We start from the raw sequence: 17455 nt of genomic DNA on the forward strand, positions 1-17455 counted from the left end.
GCTTCGGGGCACACCCCTCCTCTCCCCGCGAGACTGTCCCCACGCCCTCTCCACGCCCGCTCCGCGGACACGGAGCCTCTGGGCGTGTGGGCCCATTTCGAGCACGAGATCACTGTGTTCACCCGTGATCTCGTGACGGAAATGCCCTCTCGCGGCGCGAGGGTCCGCCGACGGCCCGGCGGGGTCGGATGCGGGCGCGCTCTACAGTGAGAGCATGCGGCTGCAGTTCTTCGGCGGTTTCGCGGCCGAGGATGCGGCGGGCTCGCCCATCGAGGTGCGCGGGTCGCGCCAGCGTGCGCTGTTGCTGAGGCTCGCACTGGATGCGGGAACGACCGTCAGCTACCGGGCTCTCGCCGAAGACGTGTGGCCCGACGATCCCCCGGAGGACCCGCGCGCGTCGCTGCAGTCCCTCGTGTCGCGGATGCGGCGGACCCTGCCCGAGGGGATCCTCCGCGCGGAACCCGGCGGCTACGTGCTCGGCGTCGCCCGCGACGACGTGGACCTTGTGCGCTTCGCCGACCTCGTGCAGGCGGCACGCGCCGGGGCGGACCCCGCATCCCTCGCGCGTGAGGCGCTCGCTCTGTGGCGCGGCGAGCCGTGGCTGGCCGACGGCTTCGACTGGGTGCTGCGAGACCTTCTCGAAGACCGCGCGCACGCTGAGCGGCTCGCCCGGGCTGCGGCGCCGTCGAGGGAGGACGCGCCGACGCCCGTGCCGGCGATCCCGGCAGCTGTCACCCCGCTCGTGGGTCGTGCCGACGAACTCGCCCTCATGTCCTCTCAGCTGCAGGCATTCCGACTCGTCACGCTTCTGGGTCCGGGAGGCGCGGGAAAGACGACCCTCGCCCTCGAGACGGCCAGGCACCAGCCGCCCGCCGTCTTCGTCGAGCTCGCGCCGGCCCAGCCGGGTGAGGTCTGGGACGCGGTGGTCACGGCGCTCGGGCGCAGCATCCGGCTCACCGACAACCCCGCGGGCGAGCTCTCCGCGGTGGACAGCGTGCTCGCCGCCCTCGCGGGTCGCGCCGTGCTGCTCGTGCTGGACAACGCGGAGCACGTGCTGCAGGAGACGGCCGCGGTGGTGGCGACCGTGCTCACGACGCCAGGCGTGAGGGTGCTGGTCACGAGCCGCGAGCCGCTGGGGCTGCCCGGCGAGGCGTTCGTCGAGCTCGGTCCGCTGCCGGATGCGGACGCCACCGCCCTTCTCGCCGCCCGCATCCTCGCCGCGCGCGGCACGGAACCGACCCCCGAGGAGCTTCCGGCCGTCGCGCGCATTGCACGCCACCTCGACGGACTTCCGCTCGCCCTGGAGCTGGCCGGTGCGAAGGCGCGCACGCTCGGTGTCGACGAGCTGGAGTCGGGCCTCTCCGACCGGTTCGCGCTGTTCGATCGCGGCCCTCGTTCGGCGGCGGCCCGCCACCAGACCCTGCGCGCCGTCATCGACTGGAGCTGGGACCTGCTCGGCGAACCGGAGCGTGAGGGACTGCTCGCCTTGGCCGTGTTCCCGGACGGCATCGACGCGGCGGATGCGGGTGCGGTCGCCGCGTCCTTCGCCCTGCCCGCGAGCGTCTTCGACGAGCTCGTCGACCGCTCGCTCGTGCAGCGGGCGCGCGGCCGCTTCCGCGTGCTCGAGACGGTGCGCGAGTACGGGATCGAGCAGCTCCGTCGTCGCGGCGCCGAGGATCGGGCGCGTGATACGCAGGCGCGGGTGCTCGCGCGGCGGGCCCTCGAGTGCGACGCCCAGCTGCGCACGCCCGCGGTGCGTTCCGCGATCGCCTGGTTCGATGCCAACGAGGAGAACCTGGCCGCCGCCACCCGCTGGAGCGGTGCGCGGGTGCAGATGAGCGAGACGGCCGTCGAGCTCGTGCGCGCGCAGATCTGGGCGTGGATCATGCGCGAGCGTCTGGAGGCCTTGCGCGCCGCCCTCGAACTCGTCGGCGCCTATGCCACCCTCGACTCCGAGGCGGGGGTTGTGATCACGGGGGTCCGACTCATCTTCGCCTCCGCTGACGCGCAGGTCTCGGGAGGCTTCACCGCCGAGGACGCCGACCGGATCGCCGAGGCCGCGGCGGCGCATCCGTCCGAGCTGTCGCTGATCCTGCCCGTCCTGCTGAAGGCCCAGGCGCGAGCCATCGGCGACGGGCGCCCCGGCACGCCCTGGCTGCCGAACTTCCGTCTGGACCCCGCCGACCTCGTGGGCGCACCGACCTGGTCGCGCGGCGTCGTCGCCGCGATCGAGGCGGCGATCGCGCAGAACGGCGGCGACGTCGAGCGGCTCGATCGCCAGAGCGAGGAGGCGCTGCGCCTGCTGCGCGAGGTGGGCGACACGTGGGGCATCGCCCTGGCCAGCCAGATGCGCTCCGAGTGGCTCATGCTGCACGGCCGGCTCGAGGAGGCGCTCGAGATCACGGATGCCGCCAGCCGCGCGCTCGAGGGTCTGACCTCCGTCTCCGACCAGCTGCAGCAGCAGGCCTTCGCGATCGTGCTGCTGGTGCGGCTCGGCCGCATCCGGGAGGCGCGGGAACGTCTGGTCGGGATGCAAGACGCCGCGCGTCGCGACGGATCCGACCGCGCGGTGCTTCAGGCATCCCTCACCGCGGTGACCTTCGAGGTGATCGTCGGAGACGGGAGCGCGGCTCTGGCGATCCTCGAGACGATGCCGCCCGCGCTGCGGGACGGATCCTTGCCGGGGATCCCGCCGCAGATCCACGCGTGGATGCACGCGCGTCATGCGCAGGCGCTCGTGCTGGTGGGGCGGATCGACGAGGCGCGTGACGAGGTGCGCCTCGGCATCGAACTCGCGACCGGATCGGGCGACCAGCCGATCATGGCGGATGCGGCGCTCGCCGCCGCCGAACTGTTCACCGCGACCGAGCGCCCCGACGGAGCACGGCGCGCTCTCGAGATCGCGGCGGTGCTGCGGGGTCGGGCGGACGAGACGGATCCCGTCGTGCAGCGTGTGCGGGCGACGATCGGAACGGAGGCGGGGCCGGACGCTTCCGCATCCGGCCCCGCCGATCTCGCCGACCTGGTGGCGATGCTCTGACTCAGGCCTTGCGCATGTAGGCGCGCACGGTCAGCGGGGCGAAGATCGCCACGATGACGGCCGCGCCCGCGAGGGAGACGAACAGGTCGGTGCCGACGACGCCGGAGTTCGCGAGGTCTCGCACCGCGGTGATGAGGTGGGAGATCGGGTTGATCTCCGCGAACCACCGCAGCACGTCGGGGAGCGTGTCGACCGGGACGAAGGCGTTCGAGAGGAACGTCAGCGGGAACAGCGCCAGCATCGAGATGCCCTGCACACTCGCCGCGGTGCGGGCGATCACGCCGAAGAACGCGAAGATCCAGCTCATCGCCCACGACGAGACGATCACGAGCAGGCCCGCGCCGATGACGGCGAGAGCGCCCCCTCCGGGCCGGTAGCCCATCACGAAGCCCATGCCGAAGGTGAGAGTCGTGGCGATCGTGTAGCGCAGGGTGTCGGCCAGCAGCGCGCCCGACAGAGGAGCGATGCGTGCGATGGGCAGGGAGCGGAAGCGGTCGAACACGCCCTTGTCCATGTCTTCCCGCAGTTGCGTGCCCGTGACGACGGAGGTGGTGACGACCGTCTGCACGAGGATGCCGGGGATCAGCAGCGGCAGGTAGTTCTGCACGTCGCCGGAGATCGCGCCGCCGAAGATGTAGGCGAACATCAGGGTGAAGATGATCGGCTGCAGCGTCACATCGACGAGCTGCTCCGGCGTGCGCCGGATCTTGACGAGGCCGCGGTAGGCCATCGTGAGGGTGTTGCTCACCGTCTGCGACAGGCTCGTCCGGTTCTTCAGTGAGCGCTCGGTCGCGGGCACGATGCGGTGGGGTGCGAGGGTGGTCATGCGGTCACCATCTCTTTCGTCTCGGTCTCGTCGGCGGCGCCCGAACCGGTGTCGTGACCGGTGATGGTGAGGAACACCTCGTCGAGGGTGGGTTTCTGCACGCTCATCTCGGCCAGACGCACGCCGCCGGTGCGCAGGGCGATGAGCAGGTCGGTGACGCGGTCCGCATCCGCCATGGGGGCCGTGATTCGGGAGGCCTCCGGGGAGAGCGTGACGCGCACCCCGAGCACGGTCTCGACGATCTCGAGAGCGGATGCGGTGTCGGCCGTCTCCGAGACGCGCAGCTGCAAGCTGGCGGTGCCGACCGACGCCTTGAGCTCGTCGGAGGTGCCCTCGGCGACGACGCGGCCGTGATCGATCACCGCGATGCGGTCGGCGAGCTGGTCGGCCTCGTCGAGGTACTGCGTGGTCAGCAGCACGGTGGACCCTCCGGCGACGAGCTCGCGGATCGTGTCCCACATCTGCCCGCGGGTGCGGGGATCGAGGCCCGTCGTCGGCTCATCGAGGAAGATGAGCGGTGGCTGGGCGATGAGGGAGGCGGCGAGGTCGAGGCGCCGCCGCATCCCGCCGGAGAACTTCTTCAGGGGGCGTCGTGCGGCATCGGTGAGACCGAAGCGCTCGAGCAGCTCGGTCGACTTCGCGCGTGCGTCGGCACGGCTGAGGCCGAGCAGCCGCGCGAAGATCATGAGGTTCTCGGTGGCCGAGAGGGTCTCGTCGACGGAGGCGAACTGGCCGGTGACGCCGATGAGCTGGCGTACGACCTGCGGCTCGGCGGTGACGTCGTGGCCGAAGATCTCGGCTCTGCCCGCATCCGGACGCATGAGCGTTGCGAGCATGTTGATGGTGGTGGTCTTGCCGGCGCCGTTGGGGCCGAGCACGCCGTAGACGGTGCCGGTGGGAACGAGCAGGTCGACGCCGTCGACCGCGCGGTTGTCGCCGAACACCTTGACGAGGCCTTCGGCCCGGACGGCGGGAGGGAGTGAGGTGGTCATGGGGAGCCTTTCTGCTGGCGTGCTCCCAGAGTGCGCCGCATCCGCCGTCATGCCGCTGTCATGCCGCACTCACCGCTGTCACCGCGCTGTCACGCCCCGCCGGCGGCCTCGACTCTCGCTTCTCCCGCCTGCCCGGTTCTCGGATCCCCGTCCCGCGTGCACGGTTCTCCTCACCCTCTACCCGCGAGACTGCATCTTTCGCACGAGATCACTGTCATTACCCGTGATCTCGTGATGGAAATGCAGTCTCGCGGGCAGGAGCGTGGCCGAGAGGGCGGGGAGGACGGTGCGTCATGTGTTCCCGGGGGTGGATGCGAGGTCGTAGGGTGGCGGGATGAACCCGGACTGGACCCCGCACCGCCGCGACGACGGCGAGCTGCTCGGGTGGATCCGGCCGGAGGGATCCGGCTGGGTCGCCGTCGATCTCCTCGGCCACGACATGACCGAGCCCATCGAATGGCTCGACGCGGAAGAGGCGCTCGAGGTGCGCGGCCTCGGTTGGCTCGCCGAGAAGTGGATGCTGGAGCGCGAGGGTGAAGCTCCGCTGGCGGTGCGTCTGGTGGAGGTGACTCCGGAGCGCATCGTGGTCAAGAGCGAGGACTTCGGCGCGATCGATGCGCCGCTTCGCACCTACGAGCTCGGCTGGCCGGCGCCGACCGCGCTCCGCCCGCGTGTGCCCGAGGACACCCCGCTCACCTTCTGACCGCGCGGGCGGAGCACCGCGATGCCGACGCCGATCAGCAGGACGGCGCCGCCGACGAGCTCGGCGGGCGCGGGTGTCTCGCCGAGTGCGAGCCACGCCGCAGCGATCCCGACCGGCGGCACGAGCATCGTGAACGGGACGACAGCGGATGCGGTGTGCCGGGCTAGCAGCGTGTTCCAGATGCCGTAGCCGACCAGGCTCGCCAGCCACGCGGTGTAGGCGGTTGACAGCAGCTGCGCCGTGGTGAGGTGCGTGAGCGCGGTGCCGACCGCGTCCGCTCCGTCGAGGAGGAGGGCCAGGAGCACCATCGGTACGGGGACGACGAGCGCCGACCAGACGGTCACCGACAGCCCCGCGAGCGCGCCGCCCTTTCCTGCGCCGCCGAGGCGTCGCGCGATCACGTTGCCGATGGCCCATGAGGCCGCCGCCGCCAGGGTCACCAGCAGGGCGAGCGCGGGGGTGGCGGCGTCGCGTCCCGCGGCGACGATTCCGAGTCCGGCGGCACCCACCACCACGCCGACGACCTGCGAGCGGCGGGGCGCTTCGCGCAGGGCCAAGGCGGCGAAGACGATCGTGAAGGCCACCTGGGCCTGCAGCACGAGAGAGGCCAGCCCCGGAGGCATCCCCATCGCGAGGGCCGTGTACAGCAGCCCGAACTGACCGAGGCTCATGAACAGCCCGATGAGCAGGACATCCCGCATCCGCCCACGGGGTCGCGGGACGAAGAAGACGGCGGGCACGAGGACGGCGATGAAGCGCAGCGCGACGAACAGGGCGGGCGGCATGCCGTCCAGGCCTGCGTCGATGACGACGAAGTTGACGCCCCAGATGACGGCGACGAGGGCGGCGAGAAGAGAGGAACGAAGGGGCACTCGCCCATCGTGACCGAGCACGTTCGTGCAGCACCAGCGCACGGTTCTGCATGGATCCATGCAGGCCGGTGATACATTCTCGCCATGATCGATCTCGCCGCCGTCGAGGCGCTCCTCGCCCTCGCCCGCACCGGCACCGTCCATGCCGCGGCGGCCGAGCTCGATTACACGCCGTCGGCGGTGTCGCAGCAGATCAAGCGACTCGAGCGCGACCTCGGCGCCCGCCTCATCGATCGGCAGGGCCGCGGTGTCGTGCTCACCGCCGCGGGCCGCCGGCTCGTGGAGGAGGGGGCGCAGTTGCGTAGCCAGGTGGAGCAACTGCGTTCACGGCTGCACGACGCCGGCGCCCGACCCACGGGCACGTTGCGTCTCGGCGTCTTCTCGACCGCCGTACGCGGCGTCGTGCCCGGGCTCGTCACGCGGGCGGCCGTCGAAGCGCCCGACTTGCGCTTGACCGTCACCGAGATCGACCCGTGGGATGCGGTCGCGGCGGTGACCGCCGGCACGCTGGATCTCGCGATCGTGCACCACTGGGAGGGCGTCACGCTCACGCTGCCGCCGAGCGTGCGCAGCGTCGAGTTCCTCCGCGACACCGCGGATCTGCTCGTGCACCGCGACGATCCTCTCGCGTCGAGGGCTGCGATCAGCCCCGCCGACGTCCGCGATCACGTGTGGTCCAGCACGCCCGACGGAACCATCTGCTACGAGTGGTTCTGCCACATGTTCCGGGGCGAGCCGCATCCGCCGCGCATCGACTTCTGGTGCCTGGAGTTCGCGTCGCAGATCGAGCTCGTGGCGCACGGGCTCGCCGTGGCGCTCGTTCCGAAGCTGGGGCGCGGACAGTTGCCGGAGTCCGTGGTCGCGGTGCCGGTGCGCGACCCCGAGCCGACGCGTCCGGTGGCGCTGGTGTGGCGCACGAGCATGACGGACTCGCCCGCCGTGCGTCTCATCCGCGAGCTGCTCCCCGCATCCTGAGCCCGCCCGCCGTTCCGGCCCCCTCTCCGCGCCCGCTGCTCTTCCCCCTACCGACCGCGAGACTGCATTTCCGTCACGAGATCACGGGTAATGACAGTGATCTCGTGCGGGAGACGCAGTCTCGCGGGAAAGAAGGGGCGGGGGCCGCGAGGGCGGGCCCGAGGGGTCAGTGGTGGGAGGGGGAGAAGGCGAGCTGGGCGGAGAGCAGGCCCTGCTCACGGCTCACGATCTGGGCGCGACCCGGCGCCGCGGGCGCGGCCTTCACGCGGCCGATGAGCGGACCCTCCTCCGGGTTTCCGCCGAGCAGGATGCCGGTGACACCCAGATCGGTGAAGCGCTGGATGATCGGGTCGTAGGCCGCGCGGCTCGCACCACCGGTACGGCGGGTGAGGACCACGTGCAGGCCGAGGTCGCCGGCCTGTGCCAGCAGCGGCTGCAGCACGGCGAGAGGGTTGCCCTGACTCGTCGCGACGAGGTCGTAGTCGTCCACCAGCACGAAGCCCTCTGCGCCCTTCCACCAGCTGCGCTCGCGGAGCTGTTCGGGGGTCACATCGGGCCCCGGGATGCGGCTCGAGAAGAACTGCGCCAGCTCGGCGAGCCCGCTCGTGGCCGGCTCGTGCGAGGTGAGGTAGGCGCCCAGGTATTCCTGCGGAATCTCACCCAGGAGCGAGCGACGGTAGTCGACGGCGAAGATCTTCGCCTCGGTCGGGCCGTACTTGCGCATGATCTCCTGCGCGATGCCCCGCAGGAACGACGACTTGCCCATCCCGGAGTCGCCGTACAGGAAGAGGTGCGGTTCCTTGCGCGGGTCGATGCCGAAGGGCGCGAGCTGCGCCTCATCGACACCGAGCAGGATGCGGGCGTCGTCGGGCGTGGTCTGCGCCCGCACCTCGTCGAGGGTGATCATCTCCGGCAGCAGCCGCAGCTTCGGACCCGCCGGCCCCTGCCAGGCGGCGCCGACCCGGGCGACCATGTCGTCGACGCCGTCGACGAGGGCGGCCACATCCGAGGAACCGTCGATGCGCGGCAGTGCGGCGAGCATCTGCAGGCGCTTGGCGCTGAGGCCTCGACCGGGCTGACCGGCGGGAACGTTGGCCGCCTGCTTGCGGTCGATCTCGGAGTCTGTCGGGTCTCCCAGACGCAGCTCGAGGCGCGTCTGGATGAGGTCCTTGAGGCTGGCACGGATCTCGAGCCACCGGTTGGCCGTCACGATCACGTGCACGCCGAAGCTGAGGCCGCGCGCGGCGATGGTCTGCACGCGCGTCTCGAGCGCCTCGTAGTCGGCGCGAAGCGTCGCCCATCCGTCGACGACGAGGAACACGTCGCCGTAGCCGTCGTCGACGACGCCCTGGCTGCGTCGCAGCCGGTAGGTGTCGATCGAGTCGATGCCGTTCTGCCGGAAGTACCGCTCGCGGTCGTCGATGATCGACTCCACCTCGGCGACCGTGCGGCGGATGGCCTCCGCCTCGGTGCGCGTGGCGACGCCGGCGACGTGCGGGTGGCGCTGCAGACCCGTGAAGGTACCGCCGCCGAAGTCGAGCACGTAGAACTGCAGCTCGAGCGGTGTCGCCGTCAGCGCGAGGGCCGAGACCAGCGTGCGAGCCAGCGTCGACTTGCCGCTCAGCGGGCTTCCGACGATCGCCACGTGTCCGGCCGCACCGCCGAGCGAGACCACGAGGTTCTCGCGGCGCTGCTCGAGAGGCACATCGACGATTCCGAGCGGAACCGTGAGGGCTCCGGCCGCGCGCCAGGCGGGGGAGTGCAGCCCCATCCGCGGGTCGACGACGAGGTCGGGCATGAGCTCGTCGAGCGATGAGGGCTCTTCCAGCGGCGGCAGCCACACCTGGTGGGCGGCGGGGCCGCGACCCTTCATCCGCTCGACCGCGATCTGGAAGGTCGAACGTTCCTCGACCGGCTGCGCTGCGATGTCGCGCGAATCGTCGACGGGCTCCTCGACCAGCTCGAGCGGCTGGGGGGCGGCGGTGAAGACCTCGATGCGCGCGGCCTCGCCGGACGTGTCGGCCGATTCGCTCGAGCGCCCACCGGTGAGCTTCGTCTTCGGTGTTCCCGAGACGTAGGCGGCGCGGAACTGCACGAGGTTGTCGGTGTCGGCCTTGAGGTAGCCCACACCGGGCTCCTGCGGCAAGGTGTAGGCGTCGGGGGTGCCGATGATCGTGCGGGACTCGGCGGCCGAGAACGTGCGCAGACCGATGCGGTACGACAGGTAGGTGTCGAGACCGCGCAGCTTTCCCTCCTCCAGACGCTGCGAGGCCAGCAGCAGGTGCACCTGGAGCGAACGGCCGACGCGGCCGATGTTGATGAAGCTCTCCACGAACTCCGGCTTCGCGGCCAGCAGCTCGCTGAACTCGTCGGCCACGATCAGCAGGGCCGGAAGCGGTGCGAGGTCGGTGCGGCCGCCGCGCCGCGCCTTCTCGTAGTCCGACACGTTGGCGAAGTTGCCGGCGGCGCGCAGCAGCTCCTGGCGGCGCACGATCTCACCCTGCAGGGCGTCCTGGAAGCGGTCGACGAGGGCCAGCTCGCTGCCGAGGTTGGTGATGATCGCCGAGACGTGGGGCATCCCCGCCATCCCGGCGAAGGTCGCGCCACCCTTGAAGTCGACGAGCACGAAGTTCAGCTGCTCGGGGGAGTGGGTCAGCGCGAGTGCGAGCACGAGCGTGCGCAGCACCTCGGACTTACCCGAACCCGTGGCGCCGATCATCACGCCGTGCGGGCCCATACCCTGCTGGGCGGCTTCCTTGAGGTCGAGCACGAGCGGGGCGCCGGTCGTGTCCTGGCCGATCGGCACGCGCAGGCGGTCGCGTTCCAGGCGCCCCGACCAGGTGCGGTCGAAGTCGATCTCGCGCACATCGGGCATGCCGAGCAGCTCGACGAGCTCGCGCTGACCCTGCTGGGCGCCGGGCGTCTCGGCGAGTGCGGCAGGGTTCGAGTACAGCGGCATGAGCCGGCGCGCGGTGGCCTCGGCGACGGCGATCGAGGTCGTGTCCGGGGTGAAGGTGCGTGAGCCCGACACCACGTCGATGAGCTCGGCGTGGCGATCGGATGCGGCTGCTTCCGGCATGACGATGCGCAGGACGTCGGGGTTCTCGAGCTCTCCCCAGCGGCCGGGCAGCTCCACCACGGTGACACCCAGCATCCCGTCGCCGCCGACGACGGGATCGCCCATCGGCAGCTGGACTCCGTCGACGACGAGGATCACGTGCGGCGTCGCGCCGCCGCCGCGAGCGAAGCGCGCGCGTTCGCGGAGCCCGGCGGGCAGCAGGTCTTCGAGGTCGTCCAGCGAGGAGGCGATCATGCGGGCGGGGCCCAGCTTGTCGCTGGAGCGCGACGAGAGCGCGTGCGGCAGCCACTTGGCCCACTCCCAGGCGGGCAGCTGGTCCGGCCCGGCGAGGATCGCGACGACGACGTCCTCGGGATCCTGCAGCGTCGCCGCGCCCACGACCATGGCACGGGCAAGAGCGCGCACCGCATCCTCGTCGGGGCCGACGATCTCGATCCGCGCGTAGTCGGTCAAGGTCACGCCCAAGGGCAGGTCCGGCTGGATCTCGTGGGTGAGCATGAACCGGTGGGCGGCGGACGCGGCGACCGGGTCGAGCTGGGCGAGCGGCGGAAGCTCGGGCGCCTCGAGCGAGATGCACAGCGGCTGATCGCACGCGCCGATGCGGGTCAGCAGGAAGTTCTCGTCGCCGGGCTGGCGCTCCCAGACACGGGTGCGCTCCTCGGCGATGAACGGCAGGGCCGAGGGCGAGGGTGTGACCCACGCGCCGTGGCGGCGCTGCTTGCGGGCGGCGGTGCGGACGGTCTCGCGGAGATCGCTGAGGTAGGCGAGGTACTCGCGGCGGTTGCCGAGCACCTGGGCGTTGCGCTGCGCGCGCTGGCGCCATCCGTTGACCGCGACGAAGCCGAGGGAGGACAGCAGGAACATGCCGCCGGTGATGAACCCGGTCGGGCCCGCGTTGGAGATCGTCACCATGACGATCGCGCCCACGCTGCCGAGCATCGGCAGCAGGGAGGTGAGCATGCTGCTGCCGCCCTCGTTCGGAACCAGCTCCGGCGGCGGCTGCACGACGATGCGACCACTCGGCACGGACGGCGGGGCCAGGCGTGGTCCCTTGCTCACGAAGCGGCTCCGATCAGTCGGCTGACGGTGAAGATGCGGTTCCCGATCCGGATGCGGGTGTCGTCGTCGACGAAGGTGCGTGCGTGCGGCGTGAGAGGTGCCACCGTGCCGTCGTCGTCGAGGAGCTCGGTTCCGTTGGTCGAACCCGTGTCGGTGACCCAGAGGCCCGCGTGGTCGAACTCGAGGCGCAGGTGGGTCTTGGAGACGCTGGAGTCCGGATCGCTCACCGTCACCAGGAGATCGGTCGGCTCGGTCTGTTCGGGGCTGCGGCCGAGGTTGACGGCGACGGGCAGAGGCAGGCGGGCGCGCTGACCGGTGTCGAAGATGAGCAGCAGTTCCCCGCTGGGGCGCTCGCCCGACTCGGGCTGGTCGAGCAGCGGCGCGGCCGCGGTGGGACCCGCCCATCCCGCGACGGCCGCGGCCGCAGGCGGAGCGTCGGGCGCCGTGAGGGGAGCGGCGGGCGGCTCGGTCGGCGCGGGCGCGGCGATCGGTCCCCGGGCTCTGCCGGATTCGACCGGTGCGGGCGACCAGGGGCGCGCGATGACGGTCGGGGAGGGGACGGCGACGATCTCGTCGGCGCCGCGCCTTCTGCTCCGACGTTCCGCAGCAGGCCGCCGCGGCACCGCGATGACGACCGTCTGTGCTGCGCGGTCGGCCCACGATCGCCGCAGCCCGGAGCGGTCGGCGGATGCGGAGCCCTCGACCACCCATGCTCCCGCGCCGAACACGAGGGAGCCGATGCCGACCAGCAGACCGCGCACGAAACTGCGCCCGGCGCCCGGTGAGTAGGGGGCATCCAGGCGCGCGACGCGCAGCCCGAGCAAGGCCTTCCCGGGACCGGATCCGGTGCGGGCCTGGAGTACCCACAGCGCCAGGACCGCCTCGGCTCCCACGAGCAGGCCGAACACGGCGGAGCCGCTCACGACGGCGACGGTGGCGGTCGCTGCGACGACGAGCACGACGTCGATCGTGAAGGCGGCGAGTCGTGCTCCGACTCCGGCGGGTTCGCCCGTGAACTGCGGCGGCAGACTCATGCGCCCATCATTCCACGCAGGATATCGATGGTGTCGGCGGCCAGCAGGCCTGCCGGCAGCGACAACGCGATCGCGATCCACTCGATGACGTCTCCGAAGCGCGACCAGCGCAGGGACTGCGCACCGCGGCTCGTGGGGATGATGACCAGCGCGGCGATCGCACCGACGGCGAGGAGGATCCCTGCCAGCACCGTCAACAGCACGGGGTTCGCCTCTCGGGTCGCCGTCAGCACCATGACGACGGCGACGGCGCCCGCGGCGAGGCGCGGCAGCCACCGCAGCAGGGGGATCGAGAAGCGCCGTGCGCCGAGCAGCAGCGCCAGCACGACCGTGATGGCCAGGGCGATGCGGCCGGAGAGCACGAGCGGGTCGAAATCGTCCATGTCGGGCAGCGCGAAGGGAGCGCTCAGGGCGACCGCGACCGTGAGTACGAACGTGCCGGCCACGAGCCGGCCGGTGGAACGTGCGACGAGGTCGCGGGCGTCGGCGGCGCCGATGGAGTGGATCTCCTCGGGCAGCTGCTGACGCACGCTCCAGCGTGTGGTCTGGTAACGCTCGTAGTCGATGAAGATGCCGGGCGGTACATCGACGAGGGTCGCGAGCAGGATGCGCAGCGCCACGGGCGCGAGCCCGAGCGTGACGGCGGTGGGTGCGGAAAGCGGCAGCGAGAGGATGAGCGAGAAGCCCCAGACCCCGGCCAGCACGAGCAACAGGGTCGTGGCGGCCGAGAGGCGTGCGTGCAGCCCCGCGGGACGCCCGACGAGCGCGAGCATCCCCGCGAGCACCGCCGCGGAGAGCAGGCCGACGAACACCTGCAGCGTCGAGGTCGCGGCGGGGAACGCGGGCACGACGCCCGCGCCCGCGGCGAACGCCAGGGTGAGCACCGCGACGAGAGCGGCGTCCGTGCCGTTCGCAACGCCCGTCGCGCGCACCGCGAGCGCCATTCCGGCAGTGATGGCGAAGGCCCCCATGGCGCCCGCGAGCGGCAGACGCAGCGATTCGCGGACGGCATCGGGGGCGATGAGCGAGAACACCGCGAGCACGAGCGCGATGCCGCCGAGCACCCACCAGGCGCCGGGCGCTTCGCCGCGAGAGCGGTCGCGACGGCGGCGGCGGTCCTGCTTCACCTTCTGGGAGAGATCCACGAGCGCGAGCACCGTACCGTCGCTGAGGTCATCGACCCGGAGCAGCGGGCTCACCTCGCGTCCGTCGACCTCGAGCAGGACGTCGCGGCCGACCTCCTGCCGGATGCCGAGGCTGGCGAGCGCATCGGCGATGCTGGCCGCCGGCGGAATGAGCAGATCGTGGCGCGCGGCTCCGTCGACGATCGCGATCCGTCGGCGTTCCTCGGTGTCGGCGGGCGTCGTCACTGCTGCCCTCCAGCCGCGGTGTCTCGCCGCAGCGCCCGGTGTGCGCCTGCCATCGTCGTGCCGCCCCCACTTCTCACGTCTCGACAGCGTAACGTCCGGCACCGCCCTCCGACGCCCGCGCGCGGATTGTCCACAGAACCGCTACGATTCTGCGCCCGCGTCGATCATGCCTCCAGCGCCGTCGCGGCGATCGCGCGCGTCGCCTCCACATCCCGCATCCACAGGGGCGCGACGACCGGCCGGATTCCGAGCGCTGCCACGGATGCGGCGGATGCGGCATCCTCCTCCGCCAGCAGCCAGGCATCCAGCACGCCGCCGGTGCTGCGAGTGCCATAGTGCGCGGCCACCGCCGCCGCGGAGGTTTCGACGCCGATCGCGGTGAGGCAGACATCCGCCATACCCCGCACGACGCGTCCGCCGATGATGGGAGAGACGCCGACGATCCGTGCCGAGGTCGCGGCCAGCGCCTCGCGGATGCCGGGGACGGCGAGGACGGGCCCGATCGAGACCACGGGGTTGGATGGGGCGAGCACCACGACGTCGGCTCGCGCGATGGACTCGACGACGCCCGGCGCGGGCGAGGCCGCGTCCATTCCGGGGTTCTCGAAGGCGCGAGGTGCGAGCGTGGCGCGGTGGCGCGTCCACCACTCCTGGAAGTGGAGTCGCCGGCCGTCCTCGAGGAGCACATGCGTGTCGACCTCGGCATCGGTCATCGGCAGCAGGCGAACCCCGAGCGGCCATCGCTCCGACAGGCGGGCCACCACCTCGGACACCGTCGCCCCCTCGCGCAGCCAGCCGGTGCGCGCGAGGTGCGTTCCGAGATCCAGATCGCCCAGCGTGAACCACGGCCAGCCGGCTCCCCACGCCTGCAGCTCGGCGTTGACCCGCTCGCTGTCGCCGGCGCGCCCCCAGCCGCGCACCATGTCGTTCTGACCCGCAAGGCGGTAGAGCACGGAGTCGATGTCCGGCTGCAGACGAACGCCCGACAGCCAGAGGTCGTCGCCGGTGTTGACGATGATCGTCGCGGGATCGGCGCTGCGGCGGGAGAGCTCAGCCCGCATCCCTTCGCTGAACGTGGATCCGCCCACGCCGCCCGCGATGACGACGACTCGGGGCTGCTCGTTCTGTGCCATCCGCCAAGTCTCCCAGAGCCCGCCGGCCGCATCCGGCCGTTACGCTACGCGCATGCTGCCGTTCGGAAAGAAGCGCCGCGAAGCGGATGCGGCCGCACGACGCACCACGCGTCCTGCGTTCGAGGCTCGCGGGTGGAGGTGGGAGGATGCGGCCCCACCGCCGGCCCTCGAGATCGCGGAGGCGGCGATGCGGGCGCGCCGCTCGCAGGACATCTGGCCGATCGGGATGAGCGAGGTCGTCACGGGCGAGGCGCACGGCCATCCGGCGACCGCCGCACGACTGGTCGGGTACGAGTTCCGCACCGGAAGCGGCGGCAACTCGTGGGGCGACCGTCGCGAGGCGAACCTCGTCTGGATGCGGCTGCCCGCGGGCCTTCCGGAGATCCGCTTCGGCGACGCCACGCTCGGGCGCGGCAAGGACTACGGCATCCGGCTGCCGTGGATCCCGCCGATGAGCCCGAACTGGCCGAGTTCGCGCTGGAGCGTCGAGGGGTTCATCCCCGCCTTCGCGATCGACCTGCTCACCCCCGGATTCCGCAGCGCCCTCGAGGTCGCACCCGCCCGCTGCCCGATCGTCATCCGTGCCGGATTCATCCTGACCTACGGCTCCGAGGAGCTCGACGTGGCCACCGTCGACGCGCGACTCGCGCTGCTCGCCTCACTCATCGATCAGGTGCCCGCGTCGTGCTGGGGCCGGGCCGACGCGCTCGTGGCGGGAACGGGGATCTTCCCCCAGGAACTCGCGGACGGCTCCGGTCTCCGTCTGGAGCAGCGTCTCGTGGCGCGCGACTGGAAAGGCTACGGCCTGAACAAGGTGGACTGGCGCGACGCCCCCACCGCGGAAGGGATGTTCTCGCTGAAACTCGGCGATGCGCTCGACGTGTGGGAGAACACGCCGCCGGCCAACGGCACGATCGGCATCCGCATCGGCAAGATGCGCCTGCTCGGAACCCCCACCGACCGGGGCATTCCGACGGTCGCGTCGACGCTGGATCAGCCCTGAGGCCGCGCCGCGGCCGCCGCCTGCGCGGCGCCGGGGAGGGCGGCCACCACGGCGGCGAGGGCGTCGTCGTCATGCGCGGCGGTCAGGAACCAGGCCTCGTACACGCTCGGCGGCAGCGAGACCCCGGCATCCAGCATCGCGTGGAAGAAGGCCGGATACCGCCACGCCTCCTGCGTCTGCGCGGCCGCGTACGACAGCGGGGCCTCCGCGATGAAGGCCACGCCGAAAAGCGAACCCGCCCGCGGGACGGCATGGGTCACACCGGCCCGTTCGAGCGCGCCCGACAGGGCCGCCGCGACGGTGGATGCGGCGGCGTCGACCCGCGCGTACACCTCGGGAGTGGCCAGGCGCAGTGTCGCGAGGCCTGCGGCGACCGACAGCGGGTTTCCCGACAGGGTGCCCGCCTGGTACACCGGGCCCACCGGCGCGAGGGTGTCCATCACCTCGGCGCGACCGCCGAGGGCGGCCAGCGGCATGCCGCCGCCGACGACCTTGCCGAACGTGAAGATGTCGGGGGCGTAGTGCTCGCCCGCCTCCTGCTGCAGGCCCCAGAACCCGGCGGGGTGTACGCGGAAGCCCGTCAGCACCTCGTCGAGGATGAGCAGGGCGCCGTGCCGATGGGCGATCTCGGCGAGCGCGGCGTTGAAGCCCGGCGCGGGAGGGACGACGCCCATGTTGGCGGCTGCGGCCTCCACGATGACCGCGGCGATCCTCTCGCCGTGCACCGCGAACACCTCGTGCACCTGGGTCAGGTCGTTGTAGTCGATGACGAGCGTCTGAGCCGCGATGGGGGCCGGGACGCCGGCGGATCCGGGGAGCGCGAGGGTGGCGACGCCGGACCCGGCCGCCGCGAGCAGCCCGTCGGAGTGGCCGTGGTAGTGGCCGGAGAACTTCACCAGCAGGTCGCGGCCGGTGTAGCCGCGAGCGAGCCGGATGGCGGTCATCGTCGCCTCGGTGCCGGTGGAGACGAGGCGTACGCGGTCGATCGGTGCGGCATCGCCCACGCGTACGCGGTCGGCGATCAGCGCGGCCAGCTCGACCTCGCCCTCCGTCGGTGCACCGAAGGAGAGTCCGCGGGCCGCAGCCTCCTGCACGGCCGCGACGACCTCGGGATGCGCATGGCCGAGCAGCGCCGGACCCCAGGACGCGACGAGGTCGACGTAGCGGCGACCCGCCGCATCCGTCACGTACGGTCCCGAGGCAGATGCGAGGAAGCGCGGCGACCCGCCCACTGAGCCGTAGGCGCGCACGGGGGAGTTCACGCCACCCGGGATGACCTCGCGGGCGTGCGCGAAGAGTTCGTCGTTACGGTCGGTCATGACTCGTCCTTCCGAGGATCTCGCCGCATCCGATGCGGTCCGGTCCGCAT

General features: G+C 71.8%; 12 protein-coding genes. 4 read left to right on the top strand and 8 right to left on the bottom strand.

The window, feature by feature from the left end; all coding sequences use genetic code 11:
* The first annotated feature begins 214 nt into the window (after positions 1-214).
* Complete coding sequence (locus tag AC1VNH_RS12480; RefSeq protein ID WP_483111715.1) at positions 215-3040, top strand: ATP-binding protein; 2826 nt, start codon at positions 215-217, stop codon at positions 3038-3040.
* 1 nt (position 3041) lies between these two features.
* Here AC1VNH_RS12480 and AC1VNH_RS12485 read toward each other — a convergent pair whose 3' ends face one another.
* Complete coding sequence (locus tag AC1VNH_RS12485) at positions 3042-3866, bottom strand: ABC transporter permease (RefSeq protein ID WP_483111716.1); 825 nt, start codon at positions 3864-3866, stop codon at positions 3042-3044.
* Positions 3863-4858 carry an ATP-binding cassette domain-containing protein gene (locus tag AC1VNH_RS12490; protein WP_483111717.1) on the bottom strand — a complete coding sequence of 332 codons (996 nt, stop codon included), beginning with the start codon at positions 4856-4858 and terminating at the stop codon, positions 3863-3865. The genes AC1VNH_RS12485 and AC1VNH_RS12490 overlap by 4 nt, the downstream gene beginning before the upstream one ends.
* 334 nt (positions 4859-5192) lie before the next feature.
* Between AC1VNH_RS12490 and AC1VNH_RS12495 the strand changes: the two genes are divergently transcribed.
* Positions 5193-5561, top strand: a complete 369-nt coding sequence (locus tag AC1VNH_RS12495) for a hypothetical protein (RefSeq protein WP_483111718.1) — start codon at positions 5193-5195, stop codon at positions 5559-5561.
* Here the strand turns inward: AC1VNH_RS12495 and AC1VNH_RS12500 are convergent.
* A complete protein-coding gene (locus AC1VNH_RS12500; RefSeq protein ID WP_483111719.1) occupies positions 5489-6433 on the bottom strand; it encodes an EamA family transporter in 945 nt (314 codons plus the stop codon). The genes AC1VNH_RS12495 and AC1VNH_RS12500 overlap by 73 nt on opposite strands.
* An 84-nt stretch (positions 6434-6517) precedes the next feature.
* On the opposite strand from AC1VNH_RS12500, the gene AC1VNH_RS12505 reads away from it, so the two are divergent.
* Positions 6518-7408 (top strand): LysR family transcriptional regulator, encoded by an 891-nt coding sequence (locus AC1VNH_RS12505; protein WP_483111720.1) that lies wholly within the window; start codon positions 6518-6520, stop codon positions 7406-7408.
* A 166-nt stretch (positions 7409-7574) separates the two neighbouring features.
* Here AC1VNH_RS12505 and eccCa read toward each other — a convergent pair whose 3' ends face one another.
* The 4 genes from eccCa to cofD form a co-directional block, all read right to left on the bottom strand.
* The gene (gene eccCa / locus AC1VNH_RS12510) at positions 7575-11546 is read right to left on the bottom strand and encodes a type VII secretion protein EccCa (protein ID WP_483111721.1); all 3972 of its coding nucleotides are present in this window, start codon (positions 11544-11546) and stop codon (positions 7575-7577) included.
* A complete protein-coding gene (locus AC1VNH_RS12515; RefSeq protein WP_483111722.1) occupies positions 11543-12580 on the bottom strand; it encodes an RDD family protein in 1038 nt (345 codons plus the stop codon). The genes eccCa and AC1VNH_RS12515 overlap by 4 nt, the downstream gene beginning before the upstream one ends.
* The gene (locus tag AC1VNH_RS12520) at positions 12577-13950 is read right to left on the bottom strand and encodes a hypothetical protein (RefSeq protein WP_483111723.1); all 1374 of its coding nucleotides are present in this window, start codon (positions 13948-13950) and stop codon (positions 12577-12579) included. Before AC1VNH_RS12520 ends, AC1VNH_RS12515 begins: the two co-directional genes overlap by 4 nt.
* A 164-nt stretch (positions 13951-14114) precedes the next feature.
* Positions 14115-15083, bottom strand: a complete 969-nt coding sequence (cofD, locus tag AC1VNH_RS12525; RefSeq protein WP_483111724.1) for a 2-phospho-L-lactate transferase — start codon at positions 15081-15083, stop codon at positions 14115-14117.
* Positions 15084-15135: 52 nt separating this feature from the next.
* Here cofD and AC1VNH_RS12530 point away from each other — a divergent pair, with 52 nt between their 5' ends.
* Positions 15136-16086, top strand: a complete 951-nt coding sequence (locus tag AC1VNH_RS12530; protein ID WP_483111725.1) for a hypothetical protein — start codon at positions 15136-15138, stop codon at positions 16084-16086.
* On the opposite strand, the gene hemL is transcribed toward AC1VNH_RS12530, so the two are convergent.
* Positions 16077-17405, bottom strand: a complete 1329-nt coding sequence (gene hemL / locus AC1VNH_RS12535; RefSeq protein WP_483111726.1) for a glutamate-1-semialdehyde 2,1-aminomutase — start codon at positions 17403-17405, stop codon at positions 16077-16079. The genes AC1VNH_RS12530 and hemL overlap by 10 nt on opposite strands.
* Between the last annotated feature and the right edge of the window lie 50 nt (positions 17406-17455).

This window comes from Microbacterium sp. KU4F (assembly GCF_056868075.1).

Coding starts and splice junctions, on each gene's coding strand:
- cofD (WP_483111724.1), bottom strand. CDS start 15,083: ATGGCACAGAACGAGCAGCCCCGAGTCGTCGTCATCGCGGGCGGCGTG.
- AC1VNH_RS12485 (WP_483111716.1), bottom strand. CDS start 3,866: ATGACCACCCTCGCACCCCACCGCATCGTGCCCGCGACCGAGCGCTCA.
- hemL (WP_483111726.1), bottom strand. CDS start 17,405: ATGACCGACCGTAACGACGAACTCTTCGCGCACGCCCGCGAGGTCATC.
- AC1VNH_RS12495 (WP_483111718.1), top strand. CDS start 5,193: ATGAACCCGGACTGGACCCCGCACCGCCGCGACGACGGCGAGCTGCTC.
- AC1VNH_RS12505 (WP_483111720.1), top strand. CDS start 6,518: ATGATCGATCTCGCCGCCGTCGAGGCGCTCCTCGCCCTCGCCCGCACC.
- AC1VNH_RS12490 (WP_483111717.1), bottom strand. CDS start 4,858: ATGACCACCTCACTCCCTCCCGCCGTCCGGGCCGAAGGCCTCGTCAAG.
- AC1VNH_RS12515 (WP_483111722.1), bottom strand. CDS start 12,580: ATGAGTCTGCCGCCGCAGTTCACGGGCGAACCCGCCGGAGTCGGAGCA.
- AC1VNH_RS12480 (WP_483111715.1), top strand. CDS start 215: ATGCGGCTGCAGTTCTTCGGCGGTTTCGCGGCCGAGGATGCGGCGGGC.
- AC1VNH_RS12530 (WP_483111725.1), top strand. CDS start 15,136: ATGCTGCCGTTCGGAAAGAAGCGCCGCGAAGCGGATGCGGCCGCACGA.